This is a genomic window from Clostridium sp. 2218st1_F5_2218SCRN_220325 (genome assembly GCF_039062665.1).
In the GTDB taxonomy this organism is placed as follows: domain Bacteria; phylum Bacillota; class Clostridia; order Peptostreptococcales; family Peptostreptococcaceae; genus Intestinibacter.
The window spans coordinates 1-23491 of record NZ_JBCLNH010000026.1 but is presented as its reverse complement, the minus strand read 5'-3'; the positions used below and the strand labels follow the sequence as shown (position 1 = coordinate 23491).

Genomic DNA, 23491 nt, shown 5'->3' with positions numbered 1-23491 from the left:
TGAACATAAACTTATGAGCTATTTTTTTATCCATTTTTAAGTGTTGCACTTAATATGATAATTCATCATATAAAAAACCGATTTGAAATATTTCAAATCGGTTTTTTTGATATAGCTAAAAATATTTAACTGAATATAAAATTTTTAATTTAATGTAGTAATTAAAAATCTAGAAATTTCATCATATGGTATTTCTTCTGTCTTTAATAAACTTTGTACTACTAATCCATCTACAATAGATATCAATAAAAAAGAAATTGGGTAAGAATCATCTCTAAAACTAATTGAGTTTTTAATTTCTAATTCTAGGGCTTTTCTCCATTGTATATATTTGATTTTAAATCGCTCTCTAAGTTTTTCATTACTAGTTATAGCCTCACAAATTAGATACATATGTATTCTTCCATGGGTTTTTATATCGGATATTTTATTTAGTGTGACAGATACAAACTCTTCCGTACTAGAGTCAAAGCCTACATTTTGCAGACATCCAATTAGTGAATTTGTGATTATAGATAGATGCATATCAGCCATATCACAAATAATATCATCTTTACTTGCGTAATGATAATATAAGGTACCTTTGCTAATACCAACTTCTTTAGCTATATCTGAAAGACTAGTATTTTTTATCCCCTGTTTAGCCATTAATTTTGTAGAGGCCGCTAGAATAGTTGCTTTCATATTAGTCGGCTTCATATTAAAATAACCTTTCCTTTTTTATAATAAAAATAATCTTACTAAATTTATTTAAATTATAATCTTATATGAAAATAAAGTCAAATTAAGGAGAATAACACTTTGTTAAATATGTTGACTTTTAATACATAAAAGAATAAAATATTATTATAAAAATCGGTCGTTCGACCGACTGAAAAAATAATTATATGTAAGTGAGGAAAAAATATGGATAAAATTAAACTTATAACTGATGGTTCTTGTGATCTTTCAGATGAAGTTTTAAATAAATTTAATATTAATGTAGTACCACTTGGTGTATCTTTTGGGGAAGAACATTATACTGCTGGAGTTGATATAGATAATAAAACGTTTTATGCTAAAATGAAAGAAAGCACAGAACTGCCAAAAACATTTTGTCCATCTCCAGAAAGTTTTTCTAAAGAATATCAAGGTGAAGAAAAGGTAATAGTAATAACTTTAGGAGCTAAATTATCAGGAACATACAATAGTGCTGTACTTGCAAGAGACTTATATTTAGCAGACAATGATGAAAAGGATATTAGAGTAATAGATTCTAATACTGGAAGTATAGGTGCAGGGCTTTTATTAATAAAAGCATCTAAAATGATTTCTGAAGGTAAAGATATAGATGAAATAGTTAATACTATAGAAAATATAAAAGATGAAGTTTCATTCTATGGAACATTAGAAACTTTAGAAAATGCTGTAAAAGGTGGAAGAATAAGTCCACTAGCAGGTAAAATAATAGGAGCATTAAACTTTAAAGCAATTGTACAAATAAAAGACGGAGCAGTTAAACCTGTAGATAAAGCTAGAGGAGAAAGTAATAGTATCAAAAAAGTTGCTAGTCATATTACAACAAGTATAGAAGACACTAAAGATAAAATATTATGTCTAATGCATGCTGATTGTAAAGAAAAAGCAGAAAAATTACTTTCAACAATAGAAAAAACTCATCAATTTGATGAAGTTTATATAAGTGAAGTTGGTCCTGTAATGGGAACATACACTTCTCAAGGTGCAGTTTTAGCAGCAGTATTATAATAGATATTTTAAAAAGAAAATTTAGAAAAGATATTGACAGTATAATATCTTTTTTATTAAATATATTATAAGGAATCGTTCTATATTAGAACGATTTTTTTTAGATAAATAATCTTAGGAGGATCATATGAAAAAAATAGGAATAATCGGAGCTATGGATAATGAGGTAAGAACTCTTATCCAAATGATGGACATAGAAAAAACAGTAGAAAAAGCAAGTTTAAAATTCTATATAGGTAAATTAGAAGGAAAAGACATTGTATTAGTTCAATGTGGAATAGGTAAAGTAAATGCAGCATTATGTGCACAAATACTAATAAGTGAATTTGGTGTTGATGCAGTTGTTAATACAGGTGTTGCAGGTGCAATACATTCATCATTAGATGTAAATGATATAGTAATATCTACAGAAGCTATACAATATGATGTAGATGCTACAGCATTTGGTTATAAAAAAGGTCAAATACCTCAAATGGAAAACTCAGTATTTAAAGCTGATGAAAAATTAATGGAAACAGCATATCAATCTAGTTTAGAACAAGCAAAAGGTGAAGACTTCAAAATAGTTAAAGGAAGAGTTGTAACAGGCGATATATTCATAAGTTCAAAAGAATTAAAAGATGAGCTTGATAATGACTTCAATGCTTACTGTGGTGAGATGGAAGGTGGAGCAATTGCTCATGCTTGTACAGTAAACAATGTACCATTTGTAATAATAAGAGCGATGTCTGACAAAGCTGATGGAAGCGCAGATGTAACATATGAAGAATTTGTTGATAAAGCAGCTGAAAACTCAAAAGATATAGTACTTAGAATGTTAAGAGCATTATAATTTTAATATATAATAAATAATTTATAATAAAAAACACATCTTAGATTTCAATATATTGAAAAGCCTAAGATGTGTTTTTTTATGCTATATAAGAAATTATATTCATTTATAAATTGTAAATAAGTATAATTTTTATAGATGTGTTTTAAAGAATCTATATTGGTAGAGGTAAAGGTATAATCTATAGGTTTTCTCCTAGAATTATGAAAATATTATAAAAAATTGAATTTTTGGAAGAAGAAAATAAGAAATCTTATGTATAAAAAATGAAAAGTGTGTACGCTTTGATAATACTGGCTTTCAGCATAAGATTACAAATTCAAATTACGTCTTATTAGGGGTAGGGAACAAAGTTTTTGCCAAAAAGGTGTTTTAAAAGTAACAAAGTTGTAATATAATTAATATCAACAAAAGAAAAGTAACAAACTTGTAACTTTTAAAAACTAGGAGGAAATATTATGATTAAATATTTAAAAACAACAACAGTCGCCACAATGGCTATACTTACAATGTTAAACACGGGAGCAGTATTTGCGCAAAGCAATAAAGACGTAGCTACAAAAGAATCAGTAGCAGTAGTAAATACAGATAAATTAAATGTAAGAAGTGGACCATCAACTTCATATGATATAATCGGATCGTTTTCAAAAAACGATGGAGTAGATTTATTATCTATAAAAAATGGATGGTATAAAATCGAAATGGAAGATGGGAAAATAGCATGGACAAATGGACAATATATAACTTTAGCCGGAGAAGTAACAGCAGATAAATTAAATATAAGAAAAGGACCAGCTACATCATATGATATAGTTGGAAATAAAGTAAAAGAAGATAAAGTAAAAGTATTAAAAGCATTCGAAAATGGATGGTATGAAATAGAGTTAGAAGATGGTGAAACAGGATTTATATGTGGTAAATATGTAGACACTAAAGTTGAAAATGAACACGACTACAGTGAATTAAATAATAAAACTACAACAACTACTACATCAACATCAGCAAAACCAGTATCAACTTCAACTACTCAATCATCATCAAATGTAGTTAAGACTATGACAGTAAGTGCAACTGCATATGCAGGAGATTCAATGACATCTACAGGTGCAATACCTAAAGTAGGTAGAACAATAGCGGTAGACCCAAGTGTAATTCCTTATGGGACAAGAGTTTATATACCAGCACTTGGAGGAGTTTATGTAGCAGAAGACTGTGGTGGTGCTATAAAAGGTAATAAAATAGATATATTTATGGCTAGTGAATCAGCATGTAACTCATGGGGAGTTAGAAGTATAGAAATACAAATATTAAAATAATTTATAACTACTAAGATAAATTCATAATAAAAGAATATAGTTTATAAAATAACTGGAATACATAACGTAATCCAGTTATTTTTATATTTAAGCATTCTATATAAGGTTATAATATGTTATAAAAATTCATTTTATGGAAATACTCCTAATATGTTAAAAAATAGGAAAAGATACTGTTTTATATATAGGAGTGAAAATATGAATACAAAAAATAAAAATATAATAATGATATTACTATTATCTATTTTTGTAATTGCCATATTTACAGGCTTTGAAGCAAAACAATATATAACTATTAAATCAAAACAAAGTTCAATTTATGCAAAAACAAGCGAAATGGTAAATGCGCAGACAACTACAATAATCAAAAATAAAAATGGTGCCTACAACGTATTAGGAACAATTATAGTAAATAAAAAATACGGCTTAGGTGAAAATTATACATATAAAAATAATCAAGAATTATTTGATAATGCTACAAATGCTTATAATAATATGAAAAACGCCGCACAAAAAGACGGCATATATTTAAATATAGTCAGTCGATATAGAAGCTATGATGTGCAAGAATATTTATATAAAAGCTATGAAGAAAAATACACTAATGTAGACACATTTTCTGCAAAACCAGGATATAGTGAACATCAAACAGGTCTAGCATTTGATTTAAATGGAGAAGACCCGCGGACATCAGTAAAAGACAAGTTTGAATTTACAAAAGAATATGAATGGCTTAGAAATAATGCTTATAAATATGGATTTATATTGAGATATCCTAAGGGAAAATCAGATATAACAGGATATAAATTTGAGCCATGGCATTATAGATATGTCGGGGCGAATATAAGTTACAAATTAAGAGAAGGCAATGCCACACTAGAAGAATATTTAAATATCTATTAAATATATTTTAGAGATAGATTGGCGAAAGTGGCTAATTCTCAAGAAAGCGATTTTTTGAAGGGTTAATATACAAATAATACCAAGTATCCAAGTGGTTGACTAAAAAATAAATATAAGGTACTATTAAGTAGCAATAGAAAAAATTGTATAAATAATGAATAGATTATAGGAGGGTGTTGTAATGACTAACCAAGTAATACATACTGAAAATGCACCAGCAGCTATAGGACCATATTCTCAAGCTGTAAAAGCTGGTAACTTATTATTCGTATCAGGACAAGTTCCTTTTGTTCCTGAAACAATGGAAATAGTAGAAGGAGATGTAAAAGCTCAAACTGCTCAATCATTAAAAAACCTTCAAGCTATATTAAAAGAAGCTGGAGCTGATTTCTCAAACGTAGTTAAAACTACAGTATTCATAAAAGATATGAATGAATTCGCTCAAATAAATGAAGTATATGCTGAATATTTCGGTGAAAATAAACCTGCTAGAGCTTGTGTAGAAGTTGCTAGACTTCCAAAAGACGTAAAAGTTGAAATAGAATTAATAGCAGTATTATAATAAGAGATACTGCCTTGACTTTAAGTTAAGGCAGTATTTTTTTAATTATAAGGAAATTATATATTATTAGGTCTATTCATTATTATCTAAAATAATGGACAAAGCCATTGGCGACTGAATTATATAATATTAACGCCTAGATTAAAGTAGTATAGAATCTCCATACTACAATAGATATATTATTTTAAAATAAAAACTCTTATGATATAATCTATAATAGGGTAAATTAAAGAGGTTATAAATAATATAAAATGCAAATGAGGAATTCAAATGGAATATAAATTAATTGTTTCAGATATGGATGGAACACTACTTGGGGATAATCACAAAATAACAAAAGAAAACAAAATAGCTTTGAGTAAAGCGCTTAAGAAAGGTGTTAAAATAGTACCAGCTAGTGGTAGAATTTATAATTCAGCTAGAGAACATTTTGATTTTCTAGATATAAATACACCTTTAATTGCATGTAATGGAGCTATAATTAAAGAAACAAAAACCAACAAGCTTATCTATAAAAATAGCATTCCAAATGATATTTGTTTAAAAATAATAGATATATTTGAAAAAAATAAAATTTACTATCAACTTTATTCTGAAAATACTATGTTATGTAAAAATCTAAGCAGAGAAGATCAAAAGAAAACACAGGATAGACTAAAAAACTTTTTTAATGATGAAATAAATGTTCATTTTGGAGATGATTTAAAAGAGGAAGTATTAAATCATCAAATCTTAAAAATCATAGCTATAGATGATAATGATAGAGATAAATTAAATAATGTTAAAAATGAACTTAATAAAATAGAAGATATTGAAATAACTTCATCTTGGTTTAATAATATAGAAATTATGCACAAAGGTGTAAATAAAGGTGAAGCATTAAAAGAATTAGTAAAATACTTAGGTATAGATAGAAAAGAAGTTATTGCATTTGGCGATAACTACAATGATTTAGACATGCTAAAATTTGCAGGAGTGGGAGTAGTTATGGGAAATGCAGATGAGGCAGTCAAAGAGCAGGGAGATTATGTTACTTCTACAAATACAGAAGATGGAGTAGCAAAAGCAATTTATAAATTTTTAGGAATTTAATTTATAAATTTATTTAAGGGAGATTATACTACAAACTCATATCATTTAATACTTTAAAAGTAATATAAGTTTGGTATAGTTATATAAATATAGAGAGGATTGAAGTATATGAAATTATGGGGTGGACGATTTAGAAAAGGCGAGAATAAATTAATGGAGGAATTCAATAAATCTTTTGGATTTGACTATGTTTTATACAAAAAAGACATTGAAGGAAGTTTAGCTCATGTATATATGCAGGTACAGGTTGGGCTTTTAACTGAAGAAGAAGGAAGACAAATAACAGAAGGTTTAAATTCAATACTAGAAGATATTGAATCTGGCAAGTTACCTTTAAGCGGTGATTATGAGGATATACATAGTTTTGTTGAAATAAATCTAATTAAAAGAATCGGGGATGTAGGTAAAAAGTTACATACTGCTCGTAGCAGAAATGATCAAGTTGCTGTAGATATGAGACTTTACGCTAGAGAAAAGGCAAATGATATCGTAGGTCATATTGTAAACTTAAAAGAAACAATAAAAGAAGTAGCAGATAATAATTCTGTTATTATGCCGGGATATACTCATTTACAAAGAGCACAAGTTGTTACTTTTAAACACCATCTAATGGCATATTATAATATGTTTGATAGAGATGAAAAGAGAATAAAAAATGCTTTAGAAATACTAGATGAATCACCTCTAGGAAGTGGAGCATTAGCAGGAACTACTCATAATATAGATAGAAATATAACTGCACAAAAGTTAGGATTTAAAAAGCCAATGGATAACTTTATGGATGGTGTAAGTGATAGAGACTATCTTCTTGAGTTAATGAGCGATTTTTCAATAATAATGATGCACTTAAGTAGATTAAGTGAAGAATTAATACTGTGGAGTTCTCAAGAATTTAGATTTATAGAAATGGACGACTTATTTACTACAGGAAGTTCTATAATGCCACAAAAGAAAAATCCAGATGGTGCAGAACTTATAAGAGGTAAAGCTGGTAGAGTTTATGGAAACTTATTTGGATTATTTACAGTAATGAAAGGTCTACCACTTGCTTATAACAAAGATATGCAAGAAGACAAAGAAGGATTCTTTGATAGTGTAAAAACTCTTGAAATGTGCCTACAGACTATGGAGGGTATGATAGCGACTTTAAAAGTTAGAGAAGATAATATGAAGAAAGCTGTTAAAGGCGGATTTTTAAATGCTACAGAAGTTGCTGATTATCTAGTAAATAAAAACATACCTTTTAGAGATGCTCATAGTATAGTTGGACAAATAGTTATATATTGTGAAGACAATGATAAAGCTATTGAAGAATTAAAATTAGACGAATTATTAAAGTTTAGTCCAGTATTTGAAGAAGATATATATGACTTTATAGATTATAATAATATAATCGAAAAAGGTATAAAGAAAAACTTAAAATAATAAGAAGTTATAAAACAAAAAAAGCTATGTTTTTAAACATAGCTTTTTATTATTATCTTTTCTTTCTTTGAGTAGTTTTTTTGCGAGCTTGAGTATTTTTCTTTTTGTTCTTTTGAGAAATTTTTTTCATTTTTCTTTTATATTTTTTTCTTACTACAATATAAACTATAAATAATAAAAATGCTAATATTAAGAATAAAATTATCTTAAATAAAACGTTGAAGAAGTTACTCTCAGTGAAAAATGCAAAAGTACTATGCAATTCACTAGTAGATACTAAATCTATAGTTTTTTCTAGTTTTTTACCGTTATAGATTTCTAATGTACCTACTTTGTCGCCTTCATAAATTGGTAAATCATAATCTAATTTTTCTTTATAAGAGTAATCAGATTCAGTAGATTCCCCATTTTTCATAACTAATTTATAACTAGATTTTGGTTTATAAATAAATTCTTTCTCTTTAGTCAATAATACTCTTTTGGTTTTTGTATAATCTTCTTTATTGATAATTGTTTTAGATGTATAATTTTCAAATCCATAATCAAGTAAAGTTCTAGAATCTACATATACATTAGTTCCATTACTTTTGAAAACTGCTGCTATAACTCTCATATCATTTTTGACAGCACTACTTAATAAACATCTACCAGCATCATCTGTATATCCAGTTTTTATACCATCGACAATATCGTATTTTATAGGAACAGATTGACCCTTATAATTCATATTATCATTTGATGTTAAAAATAAATTGGTATTAGTAAAATAACGTGAAAAATGTACCTTGCTATTAGGTGTATTTTTTTCTTTAAATGAAATTGATTTTGTATTTACAATTTCACGTATAGTTTTTTCACTCATTGCTTTTCTAGCTAGCATTGCCATATCATATGGCGTTGTATAGTGATTTTCATCTGGAAGACCATGTGGATTGTTAAAATGAGTATTTAACGCACCAGCTTTTTTGGCTTCTTCATTCATTAAATTTGCGAATTCCTCAACCGAACCACTAACATATTTTGCTAATACAACAGCTGCATCATTAGAAGAATGGATTAACAAACCTTGTAATAATTCTCTAACTGTGAATATTTCTCCTACTTCCAGATACATACAAGAACCATCAACGCCAGGAGGTTCTGTAATTTCAATAGGTTCATCTAGATTTTTAGTATTCTTAACTGTTAAATAAGCCGTCCAAATTTTAGTTGTAGATGCCGGATAAACTTTTGAATCAATGTTTTTTCCCCCTAAAACTTGTCCAGTCTCATAATCAATAACAACCCCATAATTAGATATTAAATCCACATTATCATATGTTTCAGCAAAGGCTGTAATAGAAGAATTGATTACCATCATAGCAGTTATTAGACATACTAGTAAGAATGATAGCTTCTTTTTCATTTTATACCTCCAATTTATAAACTTACATTTTAGTATAACATATTTTTGGCAATAATCTATAATAAGGAGGAAGAAAAATGAAGAATAAAAGAAAAATAATAGTTTTTATAATAATTATATTAATTTCAATATCTAGTTTAGTATTTAAAGGATATTTCTCTGATGAAACTTATGTACTAAATGAAAGTGATAATTTATCTTCTAATGAAGAAAATATTAAAAAGGAATATTCAAATGAAAGCGAGTCAGAAAGTAAATCAATTAAGTCAAAAGAAGAATCTAATAATAAAAATATAGGTTCTAAGAAAATCACAATATATGTAAGTGGGGAGGTTAAAAATCCAGGAATAGTAACCTTAAATAGTGATCAAAGACTTGCAAGTGCTGTAGAAAAATTAGGCGGTGTTACTGAAAATGCAGATATGAATAATATAAATCTAGCTATGAAGTTAGAAGATGAAATGCATTATATAATACCTAAAAAAGGTGAAAAAATAGAAACAAGTACAAATAATGATAAAATGAACTCATCTAATAATACAATATCTCAAAATACTTATACCTCTAAAGAAAATCAAGAAAGTAAAGATAGTGACAAAATAGATATTAATACAGCTGATATTGAAGAATTAGACAAAATTCCAGGGGTAGGGGAAGCTACAGCAAATAAAATTTTGAATTATAGAGAAGAAAATGGTCAGTTCAAAAGCATAGAAGAAATTAAAAATGTAAACGGAATTGGAGAGAAGAAATTTGAGAATATGAAAGAATTAATTTGTGTAAAATAATAACTAGTAATAACGAAATGGAATATAAAAATAATAAAAAACTGTATGGAAAATAGGTTTATCATGATAAAATAGAAAAAGTAAATCATAAGTAAAATCACATTATACAGTGTGATAAAGCTAAAATTTATAAAATAAAATTGAGAGGGAAGTTATGAACAAAAGGTTAAAGAAATTAATTACAGCAACATTAGTAACAGCAATGTGTATAACAGCAGTTGGTTGTAGCTCTAAAAGCAATACAGCTAGTAACTCTGCTTCTTCAAATTCAGAAGCGGTAGCAGGTTACCCAGTCGAAGTAACAACTTATAATTATGCAGGAGATGAAGTTAAGACAACTTATGACAAAGCTCCAGAAAAAGTACTTGCAGTATATCAAGGATCTATAGAAACAATGTTAGAATTAGGTCTAGAAGATAGATTAGTTGCTGCAGCTGGTCTAGATAATGAATTAGATGAAAAATATAAAAAAGCATTTGAAAAGGTTGAATATTTAACAGAATTTACACCATCAAAAGAAACTGTAACAGCATTAAATCCAGATATGATACTTAGCTGGGGTTCAATATTTGCAGAAGACAAATTAGGTGATGTAAATACATGGATAGATAAAGGATGTAATACATACATAAACACTAATACAAGAAGAAAAGAAGGCGAAAAGAGAACTATACAAAATGAGATGACTGATATATTAAATTTAGGAAAAATATTTAATGTAGAAGATAAAGCTCAAGAAATAGTAAATAATATGCAATCTAAAATAGACGAAGCTTTAAAAGCTGCAAAAGGTCAAGATAAACAAAATGTATTAATGTTAGAATTCTTAGGTGACGAAATAACAAACTATGGAGAAAATAGTTTAGGTGGAGATATGATAACATCTCTAGGAGCAAACTTAGTAGCAAAAGACCAAAGTAAATTAGGAAAAGAAGATATAGTATCTTTAAATCCAGATGTAATATATGTAGTATATATGCCTTATTCAGGTGATGATCCAGAACAAGTTAAACAAGATGCATTAAATAAATTATTAGAAGACAAAGCATTCAGCAGTTTAGATGCAGTTAAAAATAAAAGGATAGTTCCAATAATGCTTGGAGATATGTATGCTTCAGGTGTTCGTACAATAAACGGTATAGAAACTATATCACAAGGTTTATATCCTGATTTAAACAAATAATATGAATAAGAAATCAATCAAAGAGTCTACACCTATGTATATAGGTGTAGCTTTAATATTATTAATAATACTTGTCGGATCAGTTATGATATCGGTTACCCTAGGGAGTGCCAAAATTTCGGTATCAGAAGTTTACAAAGTTTTAGGATATAAAATTTTAGGAATTAAGTCGTTTAGTGAGTATGCAACTGGACCTATACATGATGTCGTATGGATAATAAGATTTCCACGTGTAGTATTGGCAATAGCTATAGGTATGGCATTAAGTATTAGTGGAGTTGTTATGCAGGCTATAGTAAAAAATCCTCTAGCAGACCCATATATCTTAGGAATATCATCAGGTGCATCACTTGGAGCAACATTTGCAATAATGCTTGGATTTGGGGCTGTATTAGGAGGAAATTTTGTTGGAGTAATGGCATTTATAGGAGCTTTATTAGTTTCATTTGGAGTATTACTATTAGCCAATATAAAAGGTAGTGCGACTTCTTCAAAATTAATTTTAGCAGGTATGGCGCTAAGTGCAGTATGTTCTTCATTTTCAAATTTTATAATTTATATAGCAAATGATAAAACAGGAATGCAAAGTGTGACTTATTGGCTTCTTGGTAGTTTAGCAGGAGCCAAATGGGAAACTAATATAGTTATACTTCCTGTTGTTATTATAGCGTGTATATTCTTCTGGAGCAGATACAGAGTATTAAATTTAATGCTTTTAGGTGACGATGTGTCTATAACTTTAGGTACAGACTTACACAAGCCAAGACATATATACTTAATAATAACTTCAATAATGATAGGACTTTCTGTTTATTGTGCGGGAGTAATAGGATTTGTAGGACTTATAATTCCTCATGCAGTCAGAATGTTATTTGGTACAGACCATAAAAAATTAATACCTATATCTGCATTAGTCGGTGCTATATTTATGATTTGTGCTGATGCTTTATCTAGAATAGTTATACCAAATTCAGAAATGCCAATAGGAATCTTAATATCAATGATAGGTGCACCTGTATTTATCTATCTAATGGTAAAAAGATCTTATGGATTTGGAGGTGCTGAGTAGTGAATATATGTGCGACAGATATAAAAATGGAAATAGGAAATAATGAAATATTAAAAGGCGTATCTATAGACTCTAAAAATAAAGAGTTTGTAGGAATAATAGGCCCAAATGGAAGCGGTAAATCTACTTTATTAAAATGTATATATAGGACATTAAAACCGAATGGAGGATGTATAATGTTAGGAAATACACCTATATCTACAATGAGTGTAAAAGAGTCTGCTAAAAAATTGGCTGTAGTAGCACAACACAACTACTATAATTTTGATTTTTCGGTTGAAGAAGTAGTACTTATGGGGCGTTCTCCACATAAAAAAAGATTAGAACCAGATAACAGTAAAGACTACCAAATTGTCAATGAATCATTAGATAAAGTTGGAATGTTAGAATTTAAAAACAGAAGTTTTTCTACTTTATCAGGTGGTGAACAACAAAGGGTAATTTTAGCTAGAGCTTTGGCTCAACAAACACCTTGTTTAATATTAGATGAACCGACAAATCATCTAGATATTAAATATCAATTATCACTTTTAAATATAGTAAAAGACTTAGACTTAACTATAGTAGCTGCTATACACGACTTAAATATTGCCGCAATGTATTGTGATAGACTATTTGTAATGAAAAATGGCAAAATCGTAGGAAGTGGAACGCCACAAGAGGTTTTAACTAAAGAATTTATTAAAGAAATTTACGATATAGATGTTGAAATTGTAAATGACTCAAAAGGTGATATGCATATTTTATATAGTAGATAATTATATATTTTCTAATAAAATATAATTATTAAAAATAAATTTAGGATAATTAATAAGAAGATAAAAAAGTAATATGCATGATATATATAAAATAAATAAAAAGACAACCTAATGGATAAAATCTATTAGGTTGTCTTTTTATTTATTATAATTAGTTCAGTTATCTCGTTGTTTAGTCAATTAATTCAAAAGAACTATCTTTTAGATTTAATTTTCCTTTTAAATTAGATGTAGTGTATATTTTTTGGTCTTTTGTTATAAATATAGCATCAGTATTATCTAAGCTTTCTATTAATTTCATGCCTTTTTCCAATCCTAATCCAAAAGTAGTTGTAGATAGTCCATCACCTACTATTGATAAATCTGAAATAATAGTGACACTGCTTAAATTATTTTCAAATGGATAACCTGTTGATGGGTCAAGCATATGATGATACATAACGCCATCTTGTTCTAAATATCTTTCATATATGCCAGAAGTAACTACAGACTGGTTTGTAACTCCTATATTGGCAATAGAAGTACCATCTTCACTGTTAGGGTCTTGTATTCCGACTTTAAATTGAGTATCTTTAGATTTTTCTCCTAGTACAAATACATTTCCGCCAAGATTGATTATGGCTTTTTCTATATTTTGAGATTTTAAATACTCAACAATCTTATCAGCAGCATACCCTTTAGCTATTCCACCTAAATCTATCTCCATACCTTTTTTATTTAACTTCACACTTTTTTCTTTTTTATTTAATGAGATATCTTTATAATTTACAAGTTCTAACTTTTCTTTGATTTCATCTTTGCCTGGGACTCTCGCCTTGTCTGTTCCTATAGCCCATAAATCGACAACAGGCCCTATAGATATATCAAAGACTCCATCTGATATATTAGAAAAATGTATTGCCTTTTGTATTACTTCAAATGTATCATCAGAGATTTTAACATATTTTTCACCAGCATTTTGGTTTATTTTATATACATCACTAGCTTCTCTTGTTTTAGACATTGTATTATCTATATTAAGTAGTATATCTCCACATTTTTTCAAAATTTCTTTTGAATCTGATTCTTTAACATTGTATAAAGTAATTTCACTTACTGTATTTAAGTCATAGTAAGTCTGACTATAATCCCCTTTATTAAAATTGCCCTTAAACAAATAGATGAAAAAACAAATAGCAATTACTGCTATTATTAAAAGGATAGATTTTTTCTTGTTCATAATGCCTCCTTCAAATAATTGTTTTATTATGTTATATTTAATTATAACATAATAAGAAAATATGAAGAGGAGTTTTTACAATGGTTAAATTAAATAACGATTGGGATGAATTATTAAAAGATGAATTCCAAAAAGAATATTATCAAAATCTTAGAGAATTCTTAAAAGAAGAGTATTCTAGTAGAGTTATATACCCAAATATGTACAATATATTTGAAGCATTAAAACATACTTCGTTTAAAGATACAAAAGTTTTGATATTAGGTCAAGATCCATACCATGGAGAAAACCAAGCGCACGGACTAGCTTTTTCAGTTCAAAAAGGTGTTAAGATTCCACCTTCGCTTTTAAATATATATAAAGAATTAAATCAGGATTTAGGTTGTTATATACCTAATAACGGATATTTAATACCATGGGCTGACCAAGGTGTATTACTTTTAAACACAGCATTAACTGTTAGAGCGCATGAAGCTAATTCACACCAAAATGTCGGATGGGAAATATTCACAGACAATATTATAAAATTATTAAATAAAAGAGAAGACCCAGCAATATTTGTTTTATGGGGAGGAAATGCTAGACGTAAAAAATCACTAATCGATACGAGTAGACATTATGTTTTAGAGTCAGCACATCCAAGTCCACTTTCAGCATATAGAGGATTCTTTGGATGTAAACATTTCTCAAAAATAAATGAAATATTAGAAAGCCTAGGAAAAGAGCCAATAGACTGGCAAATTCCAAATATATAATAGAAAGTTATTGTGTTTATGTTAAATTAATACCCTTCAACGTTAAAAAAAGATAAAAAAGTAGTTAATTGTAACAATTTATCATAATATAGAATATTATAAAATATAAAATTTATAAATTAAAAATTTTATTATATAATTATAATTTTTTTAGAAATAAGATTTTAAGTTGATTTTTAATGCGTTTTAGCTTGAAAATTATATACATTTAAAATATTATTATAACTTCTTATTGCTAAAAAAGAAAGAAGGGGTATTTATGGCAGTAAACACAATAACTGCGAATCAAGCTCAACGAATGTTAAATGGCAATCAATTTAGTTTGATAATAGATTTGCGAGATTATTATGATTATGCAAGAGGACACTTACCAAATGCTATTAATATACCTACTAATCAAGTTGTAGATAGAATAAATCAAATTCAACAATATAGAAATGGAAATGTTTTATTATACTGTCAATATGGAATACAAAGTGTAAGTGTAGGAAAGGTTTTAATATTAAATGGATTTAGAAGAGTATATAGTTTAGGTGGAGGTTTAGACCATTATAACTATCCACTATATTAAATAACATATATTTAATATTTAAATAAAAGGGGAGATATTGAATTTTTTTAGTTTAACTTTTAAAATTAAATTTACAATATCTCTTTTTTTGTGAAGTATAAAAAATTACATAAACTTTTAAAAATATATTAAGGATAAATATTTTTTATTGGAATATATCTTTAAAAAAAGTAAAAATTAAATTATAATAGTGCAAGAAAAAAATTTTAGGAGAAAAAATATGAAAAAAGATTTTAAGATGAGAACTGGTCTGATTGTTGGAGAAGACGGACTAGATAAATTAAAAAATGCTAATGTTATAGTATTCGGTGTAGGTGGAGTTGGAAGTTTTGCCTGTGAAGCTATAGTAAGAGCTGGAGTTGGAAATATAACTATAGTTGACTTTGATGACGTTGATATAACTAATATCAACAGACAAATACCAGCACTTCATTCTACAGTAGGAAGATATAAAGTAGAAGTTATGAAAGAAAGACTTTTAGATATAAACCCAGATTTAAATATAAAAGCAATTAAAAAATTATACAATGCGGAAACTAGTGATGAAATATTAACAGAAGATTACGACTATGTTATAGATGCAATAGATATGGTTACTTCAAAAATAAAACTTATAGAAACATGTAAAGAAAAAGGATTAAACATAATAAGTTCTATGGGAATGGGTAATAAATTAGATCCAACTAAAATAGTTGTTACAGATATATATAAAACACATACTTGCCCACTTGCAAAAGTTCTTAGAAGAGAACTTAAAGATAGAAGAATCAAAAAATTAAAAGTAGTTTACTCAACAGAGCAACCAAGAGAATTAAAAGAAAGAATAATGAATGGAAGAAAAGTAACTCCAGGAAGTGTATCTTTTGTACCTTCAGTAGGTGGACTTACTATAGCATCTGTAGTAGTTAGAGAATTATTAGAAAGATAATAAAAAATATAGAAATTATAAATAGTTATAAGATATAAAATTTAATATAAATTGAAAAGGAGTAAATGAGATATAAATCATTTGCTCCTTTTTGTTTGTATATAAATATAATTTAATAGTATATTTTGTAGAAATATGGAAAATTATTTGTTACTATTTAATTATAATTTATTGATTAAGATAAAAGGGAGGAAGGGAATGGATAATAATTTACCAAAACAATTTGAAAGTTTTACAGAAGCTAGAAGAAATGGTTTTCTAGCAGCAAAAAATATAAAAGATAATGGGAAAAAGATGGTCGGAGTTTTTTGTTGTTTTACACCAACTGAACTTATGCTAGCAGCAGGTGCTGTTCCAGTAGGCGTTTGCGGTGTTAGTGAAGAGCCTATAAAGGATGCAGAAAAGGTACTACCTAGAAATTTATGTCCATTAATAAAATCAAGTTATGGACACGTTATAACAGATACCTGTCCATATTTTTATTTTTCAGATTTATTAGTTGGAGAAACTACTTGTGATGGAAAGAAAAAGATGTATGAAGAATTATCAAAAATAAAACCAATGCATGTTATGCAACTTCCAAATAGAGCAAGTGGTAAAAATGAGTTTAACCTTTGGAAAGACGAAGTTATTTTATTAAAAGAAGTTTTAGAAAAAGACTTAGATGTAACAATAACAGACGACGATATAAAAAATTCTATAAAAGATAAAAATGAAGAAAGAAAGTTATTAAATGAATTTTATGAATTAGCTAAATTAGAGCCATCTGCACTAACTTCATCTGAATTATATAATGTTTCATACCAAGCTCAATTTAAATTCGATAGAGAAGAATTAAAATCATCACTTAGAAAAGTGATAGATGACACTAAAAAAAGATATGAAGAAGGAAAGTGTCCAGTTAAAAAGGATGCACCGAGAATATTAGTTACAGGTTCTCCAATCGGTGGATGTGTAAAAAAAATAATTGGAACATTAGAAGAAAGTGGAGCATCTATTGTAGCTTATGAGCTATGTTCATCTATAAGAAGTAACAGGGAGCTAATAGATGAGGATAATCCAGATATATATGAAGCGATTGCAAAGAGATATTTAAATATAGGTTGTGCATGTATGATGAATAATCAAAAGAGAATAGATCTTTTAGATGAATTAATTGATGAATATAAAATAGATGGAGTAATAGATGTAGCACTTCAGTCTTGCCATCCATTTAATGTCGAAAGTCATAAAATAAAAGAATTTGTAGTAAATAAAAAACATATAGATTATATGGCTATCGAGACAGATTATTCAGAAACAGATACTGAACAACTTAGAACGAGATTTGAAGCATTTATTGAAATGATTGAAGATAAGAAGTAAAATGGAGGAAATCTATGTATAGTATTGGTATAGACGCAGGGTCTACATATACAAAAGGGGTATTATTTGACGGAGAAAATATATCAAAAAAACTTATAATTCCAACTGGGTCTAGTCCAAAATCTACATCAAAAGAAGTATATGAATATCTTACTAAAGATATTGATAACCCTCAAATAAAAAAGGTTGTAGGAACTGGTTATGGAAGAGTTAGCATGGATTTTATAGATAAAAAAGTTACAGAAATAACATGTCATGCAAAAGGAATATTCTTTTTAAATCCAAAGATAAGAACGATACTTGATATAGGCGGGCAAGATATAAAAGTTATCAATATAAATGAAAATGGAAGTGTAGAAAACTTTCTAATGAATGATAAATGTGCAGCTGGAACAGGAAAATTTTTAGAGATAACTTCTAACAAATTAGACAGCGATATTTATAATATAGATGAGCTTGCAAAAGGTGCCGAGCCAGAGAATATATCTAGTATGTGTACAGTATTTGCGGAATCAGAGATAGTAAGTTTATTAGCAAGAGATGTTTGTAAGAAAAAAATAGCCGCTGGAATAATAAAATCAATATCAAACAAAGGCGTATCTTTATTAAATAAATCAAAAATAGTAGATGATATTGCTTTTACAGGTGGCTTAGCTAATATAAGTGAATTGGTAAAAATGTTAGAAAAAGATTTAAATAAAAATATATTTATATCTGATGAAGCACAGATAATAGGGGCATTGGGTGCTGCGATTATAGGATATAAATAAAATAATAGCCATATTAAATCACTAAAAACTTTAAGCAGAATATAATAATAAAACAATAGTTTTAATTATAAATATCATCTAGGAGGTTTAATATGGCTACTTATAGAGGAATAGATGTAAGTAATTGGTCAGGAACTATAGACTGGAGAGCTGTAGCAGATTCAGGTGTAGAAGTTGTAATAATACAAGCATCTGAAGGAACTTTCTATAGAGATCCTTATTTACATGAATATTATGATGGAGCAAAAGCATATGGATTAAAAGTTGGGTTTTATCACTTTTTTAATCCAGGTTCATCCCCAACACCACAAGAACAAGCAAGATATTTTGTAGATACTATTAGAGGTTTAGATTCCGATTTAAAATTAATATTGGATTTTGAACAAATAGGAGGTCTTGATAATTACGAATTGACTCTCCAAGCGATAGAATTCTTAAGAGAAGTAAAGGAGTATAGTGGATTAGATACAGCAATTTACACATACACTTATTTTGCACAACATTATTTATATGAAGGACTTGGACTTTCTGAGTATCCTTTGTGGATTGCACAACTTAGTGAAGGTGGACCATCACCAAATCCTATTTGGGGAGATAGATATGTTGCGTGGCAGTATTCTGATACAGGAAGAGTGAGAGGTATTAATGCAAGTACAGATTTAGATTTAATTTATGATGGAATGTTTTTAGATGATAGCGAAGATGTTCCAAAGGAACAAAAAAAGCCACGTAAAATTCCAGGAGATAGACAACAACCATCAACACAAAGCCCAGTTATATATTATACAGTTCAAGCAGGAGATACATTAAGCTCAATTGCTCAAAAATACGGTACAACAGTTCATGAAATCGCAGTTATAAATTCAATTACAAATCCAAATTTAATTTATGTAGGTCAAGTCTTGAAAATTTATCCGGGTAATAGGAGTATTAAAAAAAGAAGAAAAATATTTACAACAACATATATAGTACAAAGTGGTGATACACTAACTTCTATTGCAATAAGATTTGATACAACAGTTCAAGCTATAGTAGACTTAAATGATTTAGAAAATCCAAATTTAATTTATGTGGGAGAAATATTGAAAATACCGACAGATTCTAGAGGAAATATCGCAGTCCCATCAACAAGACAATATATGACGACATATATAGTACAAAATGGAGATACATTAAGTTCAATTGCTCAAAAATTTGATACAACAGTCCAAAGTATAGTGAGTATAAATAATATATCCAATCCGAATTTAATTTATACAGGCGAAATTTTAAAAATAAGAACTTCTATAAATACTGGAAGTAGAGGTGAAAACTTTAGCAGCCTTTATATAGTTCAAAAGGGAGATACATTAAGTTCGATTGCGAAAAAATTTGGAGTAGATTATAAAGAATTAATAGAAAAAAATAATATGACAAATCCAAACTTAATCTATGTAGGAGAAGTTATAAGAATATAAAATAATTTATTTGTAGAGGTGTTTATGATAAAAAAATAAGAGCATATAATTGATGCTCTTATTTTAGTTTACTCTTGTTTATATTTGATTGTAGAGTAAATTTTATTCCCATCGGAATAAAATTGCATACTTCCATTTACATCAGTTCTAAAAACTTTTGCGTTGACAGATTCTAAATTTTGTAAAGTTGACCTATGTGGATGACCGTAGTCGTTTTTATACCCACATGATATTACAGCTATAGAAGGTGAAATTTCTTTTAAAAATTCTAAGGAGCTGGAGGTTGAACTTCCATGGTGGGCAACTTTTAAAAAGTCTATATTTTCAAGGTCATAGGAGTTTATCATGTCCATCTCGTTAGATTCTTCACAATCGCCAGTAAACAAAAAATTGTTGTTTTTATATGAAATATTTAGTACAATGGAATTTGAATTATTATTATCTGTTATATAATCTGGACTTAGAACATATATTTCTGTGTATTTATCTAAGTTGAAAGAATCATCTTTAGACAGATAATTTACTTTTAAATTTTTTTTATTACAAGAGTCAATTAAGTTGATGTAGCATTCACTATTTGTGGTTTGCTTAGGCATATAAATTTTCTCTACATCAAAATTATCAATTATATCGTCTAGGCTACCAATATGGTCGCTGTCAGGGTGTGTCGCCACAACTACATCTAAAGTTTTAACTTTTTTATTTTTTAAATAGGATTTTATTATTTTAGCACTATTTTCATCTCCACCATCAATTAACATATTTTTATTTGATTGTGTTGTGATTAAAATAGAATCTGCTTGGCCAACATCTATTATATGGATGCAAAAATCTTTATTTTTGTTACAGCCAGTAAAAAGTGCTATTATAATAATTGAAAATATTAAAATTTTTTTATTCAAGTTACAATCACTCCATTAAAATACATGTTTATTGGATGCTATCTTGGGTAAAATAGAATACTGAAATAAATATATTAAGAGTTTTGACGTTAAAATAGAAATAAATACAATAAATTGAAAATAAATTTAAAATGTAAACTTTCATTTAATTTATAGGAGGCTGTTATGCAAATAACAAAAGAAAGAGATAATATAAATCTTTTTGAAGAAATAATAAAAAAAGATCCAAATAGTTCAAGACCTTATTTTAAGGAAATAACTATTGAAGATAGAGAAATATTAAATCCATATTTTGATTTAGTGGATTATGAAGCATGTGAATACAACTTCAACACATTATATATGTGGCAACATGCATACAAAACTGCATATTATGTAGGTGATAATTTTGCAGTTTTAGTAGGAGAGTATGACGGTGAAGTATTCTCAATCTTACCTCTTGCTAAAAAAGAAGATTTACCAAAAGTAATAGATTTCGTATTAGATTACTTTGCACAAATAGAAGAAAAACTTTACTTTAGAGGTATTACAGAAGAAGTAGTAGATTATTTAAAAGAAGAATACGGAGATAGATTTGAATATATAGCAGAAAGAGATTTATTTGACTATGTTTATGATGGTGAAATAATGAGAACTCTAAAAGGTAGAAAAAATAGCAAAAAAAGAAATCATATAAATTACTTCTTAACTGAATACGACGGAAGATTTGAATATAGACTTCTTGGAAAAGAAGACTTCGACGATTGTAGAGCTCTTTTAGATGAGTGGACAATAAATAAAGAAGAAAACGACAATATAGAAGAAGGGGTAGATGATGAAAGATCTGGTATAGAAAAATTATTTACTCACTATGACCAAATATGTGACAGATTAAAAATAGCTGGTATATATATAGATGGAAAATTAGAAGCATTTACTATGGGTGAATTATTAAACAAAAATATGGCTTTAATTCACATAGAAAAAGCTAATCCAGAAATAAGAGGATTATATCCTTATATAAACCAACAATTTTTAGTTCATGAATTCCCTGAAGTTGAATTTGTAAATAGAGAAGAAGATATGGGAATAGAAGGACTTAGAAAAGCAAAATTATCTTACCATCCATGTAAACTTGTTGAAAAATACACTGTTAGGGAGGCTAACTAATTGAATATTAGATATGCTAGAGCAACTGATAAAAATCAAATAGTTTCACTTTGGAATTATTGTTTTGAGGATGGAGAAGATTTTGTAAAATACTATTTTGAAAATGTATATGATAAAAAAAATACTATTATAATAGAAGAAAATAATGAGGTGTTGTCTGCGCTTCAATTAAACAAATACAAAATAGACCTTAGAAACAGAAAATACGATGTATCTTATGTTGTAGGTGTTTCATCGAAGCCTGAAGTTAGAGGGCTTGGTTATATGAAACATCTAATGACATATACGTTAGAAGAGTTATATAAAAGTGGAGAAATAGTATCACTTTTAATGGCGATTGATTATAGACTGTATAAAAGATATGGATTTGACCATTGCTATGACCAAATTCAATATAATATAAAAACAGATGAGCTTTCAGGATTTAGAGTAACATCTAAATTGAGAAAAGCTGATTTTGAAGATTCTAAAATATTATCTGAAATTTATACAAATGCAGTGAAAAACTTAAATGGATATGCATTGAGAGATGAAGTTTACTTTGATAGATTTATGAAAGAAATTGAATCTGAAGATGGATATATATATATTGATGAAGAAAACAAAAGTTATATAGCATATTATATGCAAGGAGACACATTCTTTGTTAGAGAGCTTATATATAACAATATTTCATCATTAAAATCTATATTAGCTTATATATACAATCACAATACACAATGCAAAAATACAGTTATAAATGCACCTGTAGATGACAAAATTAAATTAATAATTGCTAATTTAAAAACTTGTGAAATTAAATTAATTCCATTTATGGCGGGAAGGGTTATTAACTTTGAAAAATATATCGAAAGTATAAATTTAGATAATATAAATACATACCATATTGAAGGTGAATCTATAAAAATAAAAATTATAGATAAATATATACCTCAAAATGATAATGTATTTGAAATATATATAAAAGACAACAAAGTAAAAATAGAAAAAACACAAGAAAGTTATGATATAGAGTTGGATATAAACTCTATAACGCAATTAGCTTTTTCTTATTTAAATATAGAAGAAATTTTTATGTTAAATGAAATTGATGAAAATTCTTTAACATCAAATCAAATAAAATTATTAAATATTTTATTTGAAAAAAAGGTAAACTATATAGATGAACTTGTTTAAAAAAATGGCGTTTTACTAAAAAGTAAAATGCCATTTTTTTTTATTTGATAGATTGTCAATATAAGTGCAACATTTTATGTTTATGTTGCAGCGAAGACCTCTGCAGGTGTTTTATATCCA

General features: G+C 27.7%; 23 protein-coding genes. 19 read left to right on the top strand and 4 right to left on the bottom strand.

Features of this window, described 5'->3' with window-relative positions:
* Nucleotides 1–144: 144 nt before the first annotated feature.
* Nucleotides 145–699, bottom strand: a complete 555-nt coding sequence (locus ABCM86_RS13115) for a TetR/AcrR family transcriptional regulator (protein ID WP_195931837.1) — start codon at nucleotides 697–699, stop codon at nucleotides 145–147.
* Between the two features lie 207 nt (nucleotides 700–906).
* Between ABCM86_RS13115 and ABCM86_RS13110 the strand changes: the two genes are divergently transcribed.
* The 7 genes from ABCM86_RS13110 to argH all read left to right on the top strand — a co-directional run bounded on the left by ABCM86_RS13110 (nucleotide 907) and on the right by argH (nucleotide 7876).
* On the top strand, nucleotides 907–1746 hold the full coding sequence (locus ABCM86_RS13110) for a DegV family protein (RefSeq protein WP_195931836.1): 840 nt from the start codon (nucleotides 907–909) through the stop codon (nucleotides 1744–1746).
* 127 nt (nucleotides 1747–1873) lie between these two features.
* The gene (locus tag ABCM86_RS13105) at nucleotides 1874–2578 is read left to right on the top strand and encodes a 5'-methylthioadenosine/adenosylhomocysteine nucleosidase (RefSeq protein ID WP_195931835.1); all 705 of its coding nucleotides are present in this window, start codon (nucleotides 1874–1876) and stop codon (nucleotides 2576–2578) included.
* Nucleotides 2579–3036: 458 nt separating this feature from the next.
* Nucleotides 3037–3894: an SH3 domain-containing protein gene (locus tag ABCM86_RS13100; protein ID WP_295676859.1), complete on the top strand. Its 858-nt coding sequence runs from the start codon at nucleotides 3037–3039 to the stop codon at nucleotides 3892–3894.
* A gap of 198 nt (nucleotides 3895–4092) precedes the next feature.
* On the top strand, nucleotides 4093–4797 hold the full coding sequence (locus tag ABCM86_RS13095; RefSeq protein WP_295676862.1) for a M15 family metallopeptidase: 705 nt from the start codon (nucleotides 4093–4095) through the stop codon (nucleotides 4795–4797).
* Nucleotides 4798–4978: 181 nt separating this feature from the next.
* Nucleotides 4979–5359, top strand: coding sequence for a RidA family protein (locus ABCM86_RS13090; protein ID WP_195931664.1), 381 nt, complete (start codon nucleotides 4979–4981; stop codon nucleotides 5357–5359).
* 270 nt (nucleotides 5360–5629) lie between these two features.
* Nucleotides 5630–6451, top strand: coding sequence for a Cof-type HAD-IIB family hydrolase (locus ABCM86_RS13085; RefSeq protein ID WP_195931663.1), 822 nt, complete (start codon nucleotides 5630–5632; stop codon nucleotides 6449–6451).
* 108 nt (nucleotides 6452–6559) lie between these two features.
* A complete protein-coding gene (gene argH / locus ABCM86_RS13080) occupies nucleotides 6560–7876 on the top strand; it encodes an argininosuccinate lyase (protein ID WP_195931662.1) in 1317 nt (438 codons plus the stop codon).
* Nucleotides 7877–7928: 52 nt separating this feature from the next.
* Here argH and ABCM86_RS13075 read toward each other — a convergent pair whose 3' ends face one another.
* A complete protein-coding gene (locus ABCM86_RS13075; RefSeq protein ID WP_295571494.1) occupies nucleotides 7929–9281 on the bottom strand; it encodes a D-alanyl-D-alanine carboxypeptidase family protein in 1353 nt (450 codons plus the stop codon).
* A gap of 77 nt (nucleotides 9282–9358) precedes the next feature.
* On the opposite strand from ABCM86_RS13075, the gene ABCM86_RS13070 reads away from it, so the two are divergent.
* From ABCM86_RS13070 to ABCM86_RS13055, 4 genes are all read left to right on the top strand, one after another.
* Complete coding sequence (locus tag ABCM86_RS13070) at nucleotides 9359–10069, top strand: helix-hairpin-helix domain-containing protein (protein ID WP_195931668.1); 711 nt, start codon at nucleotides 9359–9361, stop codon at nucleotides 10067–10069.
* 154 nt (nucleotides 10070–10223) lie between these two features.
* Nucleotides 10224–11252, top strand: a complete 1029-nt coding sequence (locus tag ABCM86_RS13065) for an ABC transporter substrate-binding protein (RefSeq protein WP_295676873.1) — start codon at nucleotides 10224–10226, stop codon at nucleotides 11250–11252.
* A 34-nt stretch (nucleotides 11253–11286) separates the two neighbouring features.
* Nucleotides 11287–12321 (top strand): iron ABC transporter permease, encoded by a 1035-nt coding sequence (locus tag ABCM86_RS13060; protein WP_243269631.1) that lies wholly within the window; start codon nucleotides 11287–11289, stop codon nucleotides 12319–12321.
* On the top strand, nucleotides 12321–13079 hold the full coding sequence (locus ABCM86_RS13055; RefSeq protein WP_295571498.1) for an ABC transporter ATP-binding protein: 759 nt from the start codon (nucleotides 12321–12323) through the stop codon (nucleotides 13077–13079). Before ABCM86_RS13060 ends, ABCM86_RS13055 begins: the two co-directional genes overlap by 1 nt.
* Before the next feature lie 172 nt (nucleotides 13080–13251).
* Here the strand turns inward: ABCM86_RS13055 and ABCM86_RS13050 are convergent, their stop codons facing one another.
* Nucleotides 13252–14298 (bottom strand): FAD:protein FMN transferase, encoded by a 1047-nt coding sequence (locus tag ABCM86_RS13050; RefSeq protein ID WP_295676875.1) that lies wholly within the window; start codon nucleotides 14296–14298, stop codon nucleotides 13252–13254.
* Between the two features lie 80 nt (nucleotides 14299–14378).
* Here ABCM86_RS13050 and ABCM86_RS13045 point away from each other — a divergent pair, with 80 nt between their 5' ends.
* The 6 genes from ABCM86_RS13045 (at nucleotide 14379) to ABCM86_RS13020 (ending at nucleotide 20144) form a co-directional block, all read left to right on the top strand.
* Nucleotides 14379–15053: a uracil-DNA glycosylase gene (locus ABCM86_RS13045; RefSeq protein ID WP_295676876.1), complete on the top strand. Its 675-nt coding sequence runs from the start codon at nucleotides 14379–14381 to the stop codon at nucleotides 15051–15053.
* 259 nt (nucleotides 15054–15312) lie between these two features.
* The gene (locus tag ABCM86_RS13040) at nucleotides 15313–15624 is read left to right on the top strand and encodes a rhodanese-like domain-containing protein (RefSeq protein ID WP_295571502.1); all 312 of its coding nucleotides are present in this window, start codon (nucleotides 15313–15315) and stop codon (nucleotides 15622–15624) included.
* Nucleotides 15625–15844: 220 nt separating this feature from the next.
* The gene (locus ABCM86_RS13035) at nucleotides 15845–16552 is read left to right on the top strand and encodes a tRNA threonylcarbamoyladenosine dehydratase (protein ID WP_216568954.1); all 708 of its coding nucleotides are present in this window, start codon (nucleotides 15845–15847) and stop codon (nucleotides 16550–16552) included.
* A gap of 198 nt (nucleotides 16553–16750) precedes the next feature.
* Nucleotides 16751–17917, top strand: coding sequence for a double-cubane-cluster-containing anaerobic reductase (locus ABCM86_RS13030; RefSeq protein ID WP_295761438.1), 1167 nt, complete (start codon nucleotides 16751–16753; stop codon nucleotides 17915–17917).
* A gap of 14 nt (nucleotides 17918–17931) precedes the next feature.
* Nucleotides 17932–18687 (top strand): acyl-CoA dehydratase activase, encoded by a 756-nt coding sequence (locus ABCM86_RS13025; RefSeq protein ID WP_295761436.1) that lies wholly within the window; start codon nucleotides 17932–17934, stop codon nucleotides 18685–18687.
* Between the two features lie 92 nt (nucleotides 18688–18779).
* Nucleotides 18780–20144: a LysM peptidoglycan-binding domain-containing protein gene (locus tag ABCM86_RS13020; protein ID WP_343004127.1), complete on the top strand. Its 1365-nt coding sequence runs from the start codon at nucleotides 18780–18782 to the stop codon at nucleotides 20142–20144.
* Between the two features lie 68 nt (nucleotides 20145–20212).
* Here the strand turns inward: ABCM86_RS13020 and ABCM86_RS13015 are convergent, their stop codons facing one another.
* Nucleotides 20213–21046, bottom strand: coding sequence for a ComEC/Rec2 family competence protein (locus tag ABCM86_RS13015; RefSeq protein WP_195931614.1), 834 nt, complete (start codon nucleotides 21044–21046; stop codon nucleotides 20213–20215).
* A 165-nt stretch (nucleotides 21047–21211) separates the two neighbouring features.
* Between ABCM86_RS13015 and ABCM86_RS13010 the strand changes: the two genes are divergently transcribed.
* Entirely contained in the window at nucleotides 21212–22195 is a 984-nt protein-coding gene (locus ABCM86_RS13010) for a phosphatidylglycerol lysyltransferase domain-containing protein (RefSeq protein WP_295571508.1), read from the top strand.
* Nucleotides 22196–23371: a GNAT family N-acetyltransferase gene (locus ABCM86_RS13005; protein WP_295676114.1), complete on the top strand. Its 1176-nt coding sequence runs from the start codon at nucleotides 22196–22198 to the stop codon at nucleotides 23369–23371.
* The last annotated feature ends 120 nt before the right edge of the window (nucleotides 23372–23491 follow it).

Excerpts from the sequence above, each read along its gene's own strand:
- ABCM86_RS13010 (WP_295571508.1), top strand. The coding sequence starts at position 21,212 with ATGCAAATAACAAAAGAAAGAGATAATATAAATCTTTTTGAAGAAATA.
- ABCM86_RS13030 (WP_295761438.1), top strand. The coding sequence starts at position 16,751 with ATGGATAATAATTTACCAAAACAATTTGAAAGTTTTACAGAAGCTAGA.
- ABCM86_RS13105 (WP_195931835.1), top strand. The coding sequence starts at position 1,874 with ATGAAAAAAATAGGAATAATCGGAGCTATGGATAATGAGGTAAGAACT.
- ABCM86_RS13115 (WP_195931837.1), bottom strand. The coding sequence starts at position 699 with ATGAAGCCGACTAATATGAAAGCAACTATTCTAGCGGCCTCTACAAAA.
- ABCM86_RS13050 (WP_295676875.1), bottom strand. The coding sequence starts at position 14,298 with ATGAACAAGAAAAAATCTATCCTTTTAATAATAGCAGTAATTGCTATT.
- ABCM86_RS13025 (WP_295761436.1), top strand. The coding sequence starts at position 17,932 with ATGTATAGTATTGGTATAGACGCAGGGTCTACATATACAAAAGGGGTA.
- ABCM86_RS13035 (WP_216568954.1), top strand. The coding sequence starts at position 15,845 with ATGAAAAAAGATTTTAAGATGAGAACTGGTCTGATTGTTGGAGAAGAC.
- ABCM86_RS13065 (WP_295676873.1), top strand. The coding sequence starts at position 10,224 with ATGAACAAAAGGTTAAAGAAATTAATTACAGCAACATTAGTAACAGCA.
- ABCM86_RS13040 (WP_295571502.1), top strand. The coding sequence starts at position 15,313 with ATGGCAGTAAACACAATAACTGCGAATCAAGCTCAACGAATGTTAAAT.
- ABCM86_RS13020 (WP_343004127.1), top strand. The coding sequence starts at position 18,780 with ATGGCTACTTATAGAGGAATAGATGTAAGTAATTGGTCAGGAACTATA.
- ABCM86_RS13075 (WP_295571494.1), bottom strand. The coding sequence starts at position 9,281 with ATGAAAAAGAAGCTATCATTCTTACTAGTATGTCTAATAACTGCTATG.
- ABCM86_RS13085 (WP_195931663.1), top strand. The coding sequence starts at position 5,630 with ATGGAATATAAATTAATTGTTTCAGATATGGATGGAACACTACTTGGG.
- ABCM86_RS13095 (WP_295676862.1), top strand. The coding sequence starts at position 4,093 with ATGAATACAAAAAATAAAAATATAATAATGATATTACTATTATCTATT.
- ABCM86_RS13070 (WP_195931668.1), top strand. The coding sequence starts at position 9,359 with ATGAAGAATAAAAGAAAAATAATAGTTTTTATAATAATTATATTAATT.
- ABCM86_RS13045 (WP_295676876.1), top strand. The coding sequence starts at position 14,379 with ATGGTTAAATTAAATAACGATTGGGATGAATTATTAAAAGATGAATTC.
- ABCM86_RS13110 (WP_195931836.1), top strand. The coding sequence starts at position 907 with ATGGATAAAATTAAACTTATAACTGATGGTTCTTGTGATCTTTCAGAT.
- argH (WP_195931662.1), top strand. The coding sequence starts at position 6,560 with ATGAAATTATGGGGTGGACGATTTAGAAAAGGCGAGAATAAATTAATG.
- ABCM86_RS13100 (WP_295676859.1), top strand. The coding sequence starts at position 3,037 with ATGATTAAATATTTAAAAACAACAACAGTCGCCACAATGGCTATACTT.
- ABCM86_RS13060 (WP_243269631.1), top strand. The coding sequence starts at position 11,287 with ATGTATATAGGTGTAGCTTTAATATTATTAATAATACTTGTCGGATCA.
- ABCM86_RS13090 (WP_195931664.1), top strand. The coding sequence starts at position 4,979 with ATGACTAACCAAGTAATACATACTGAAAATGCACCAGCAGCTATAGGA.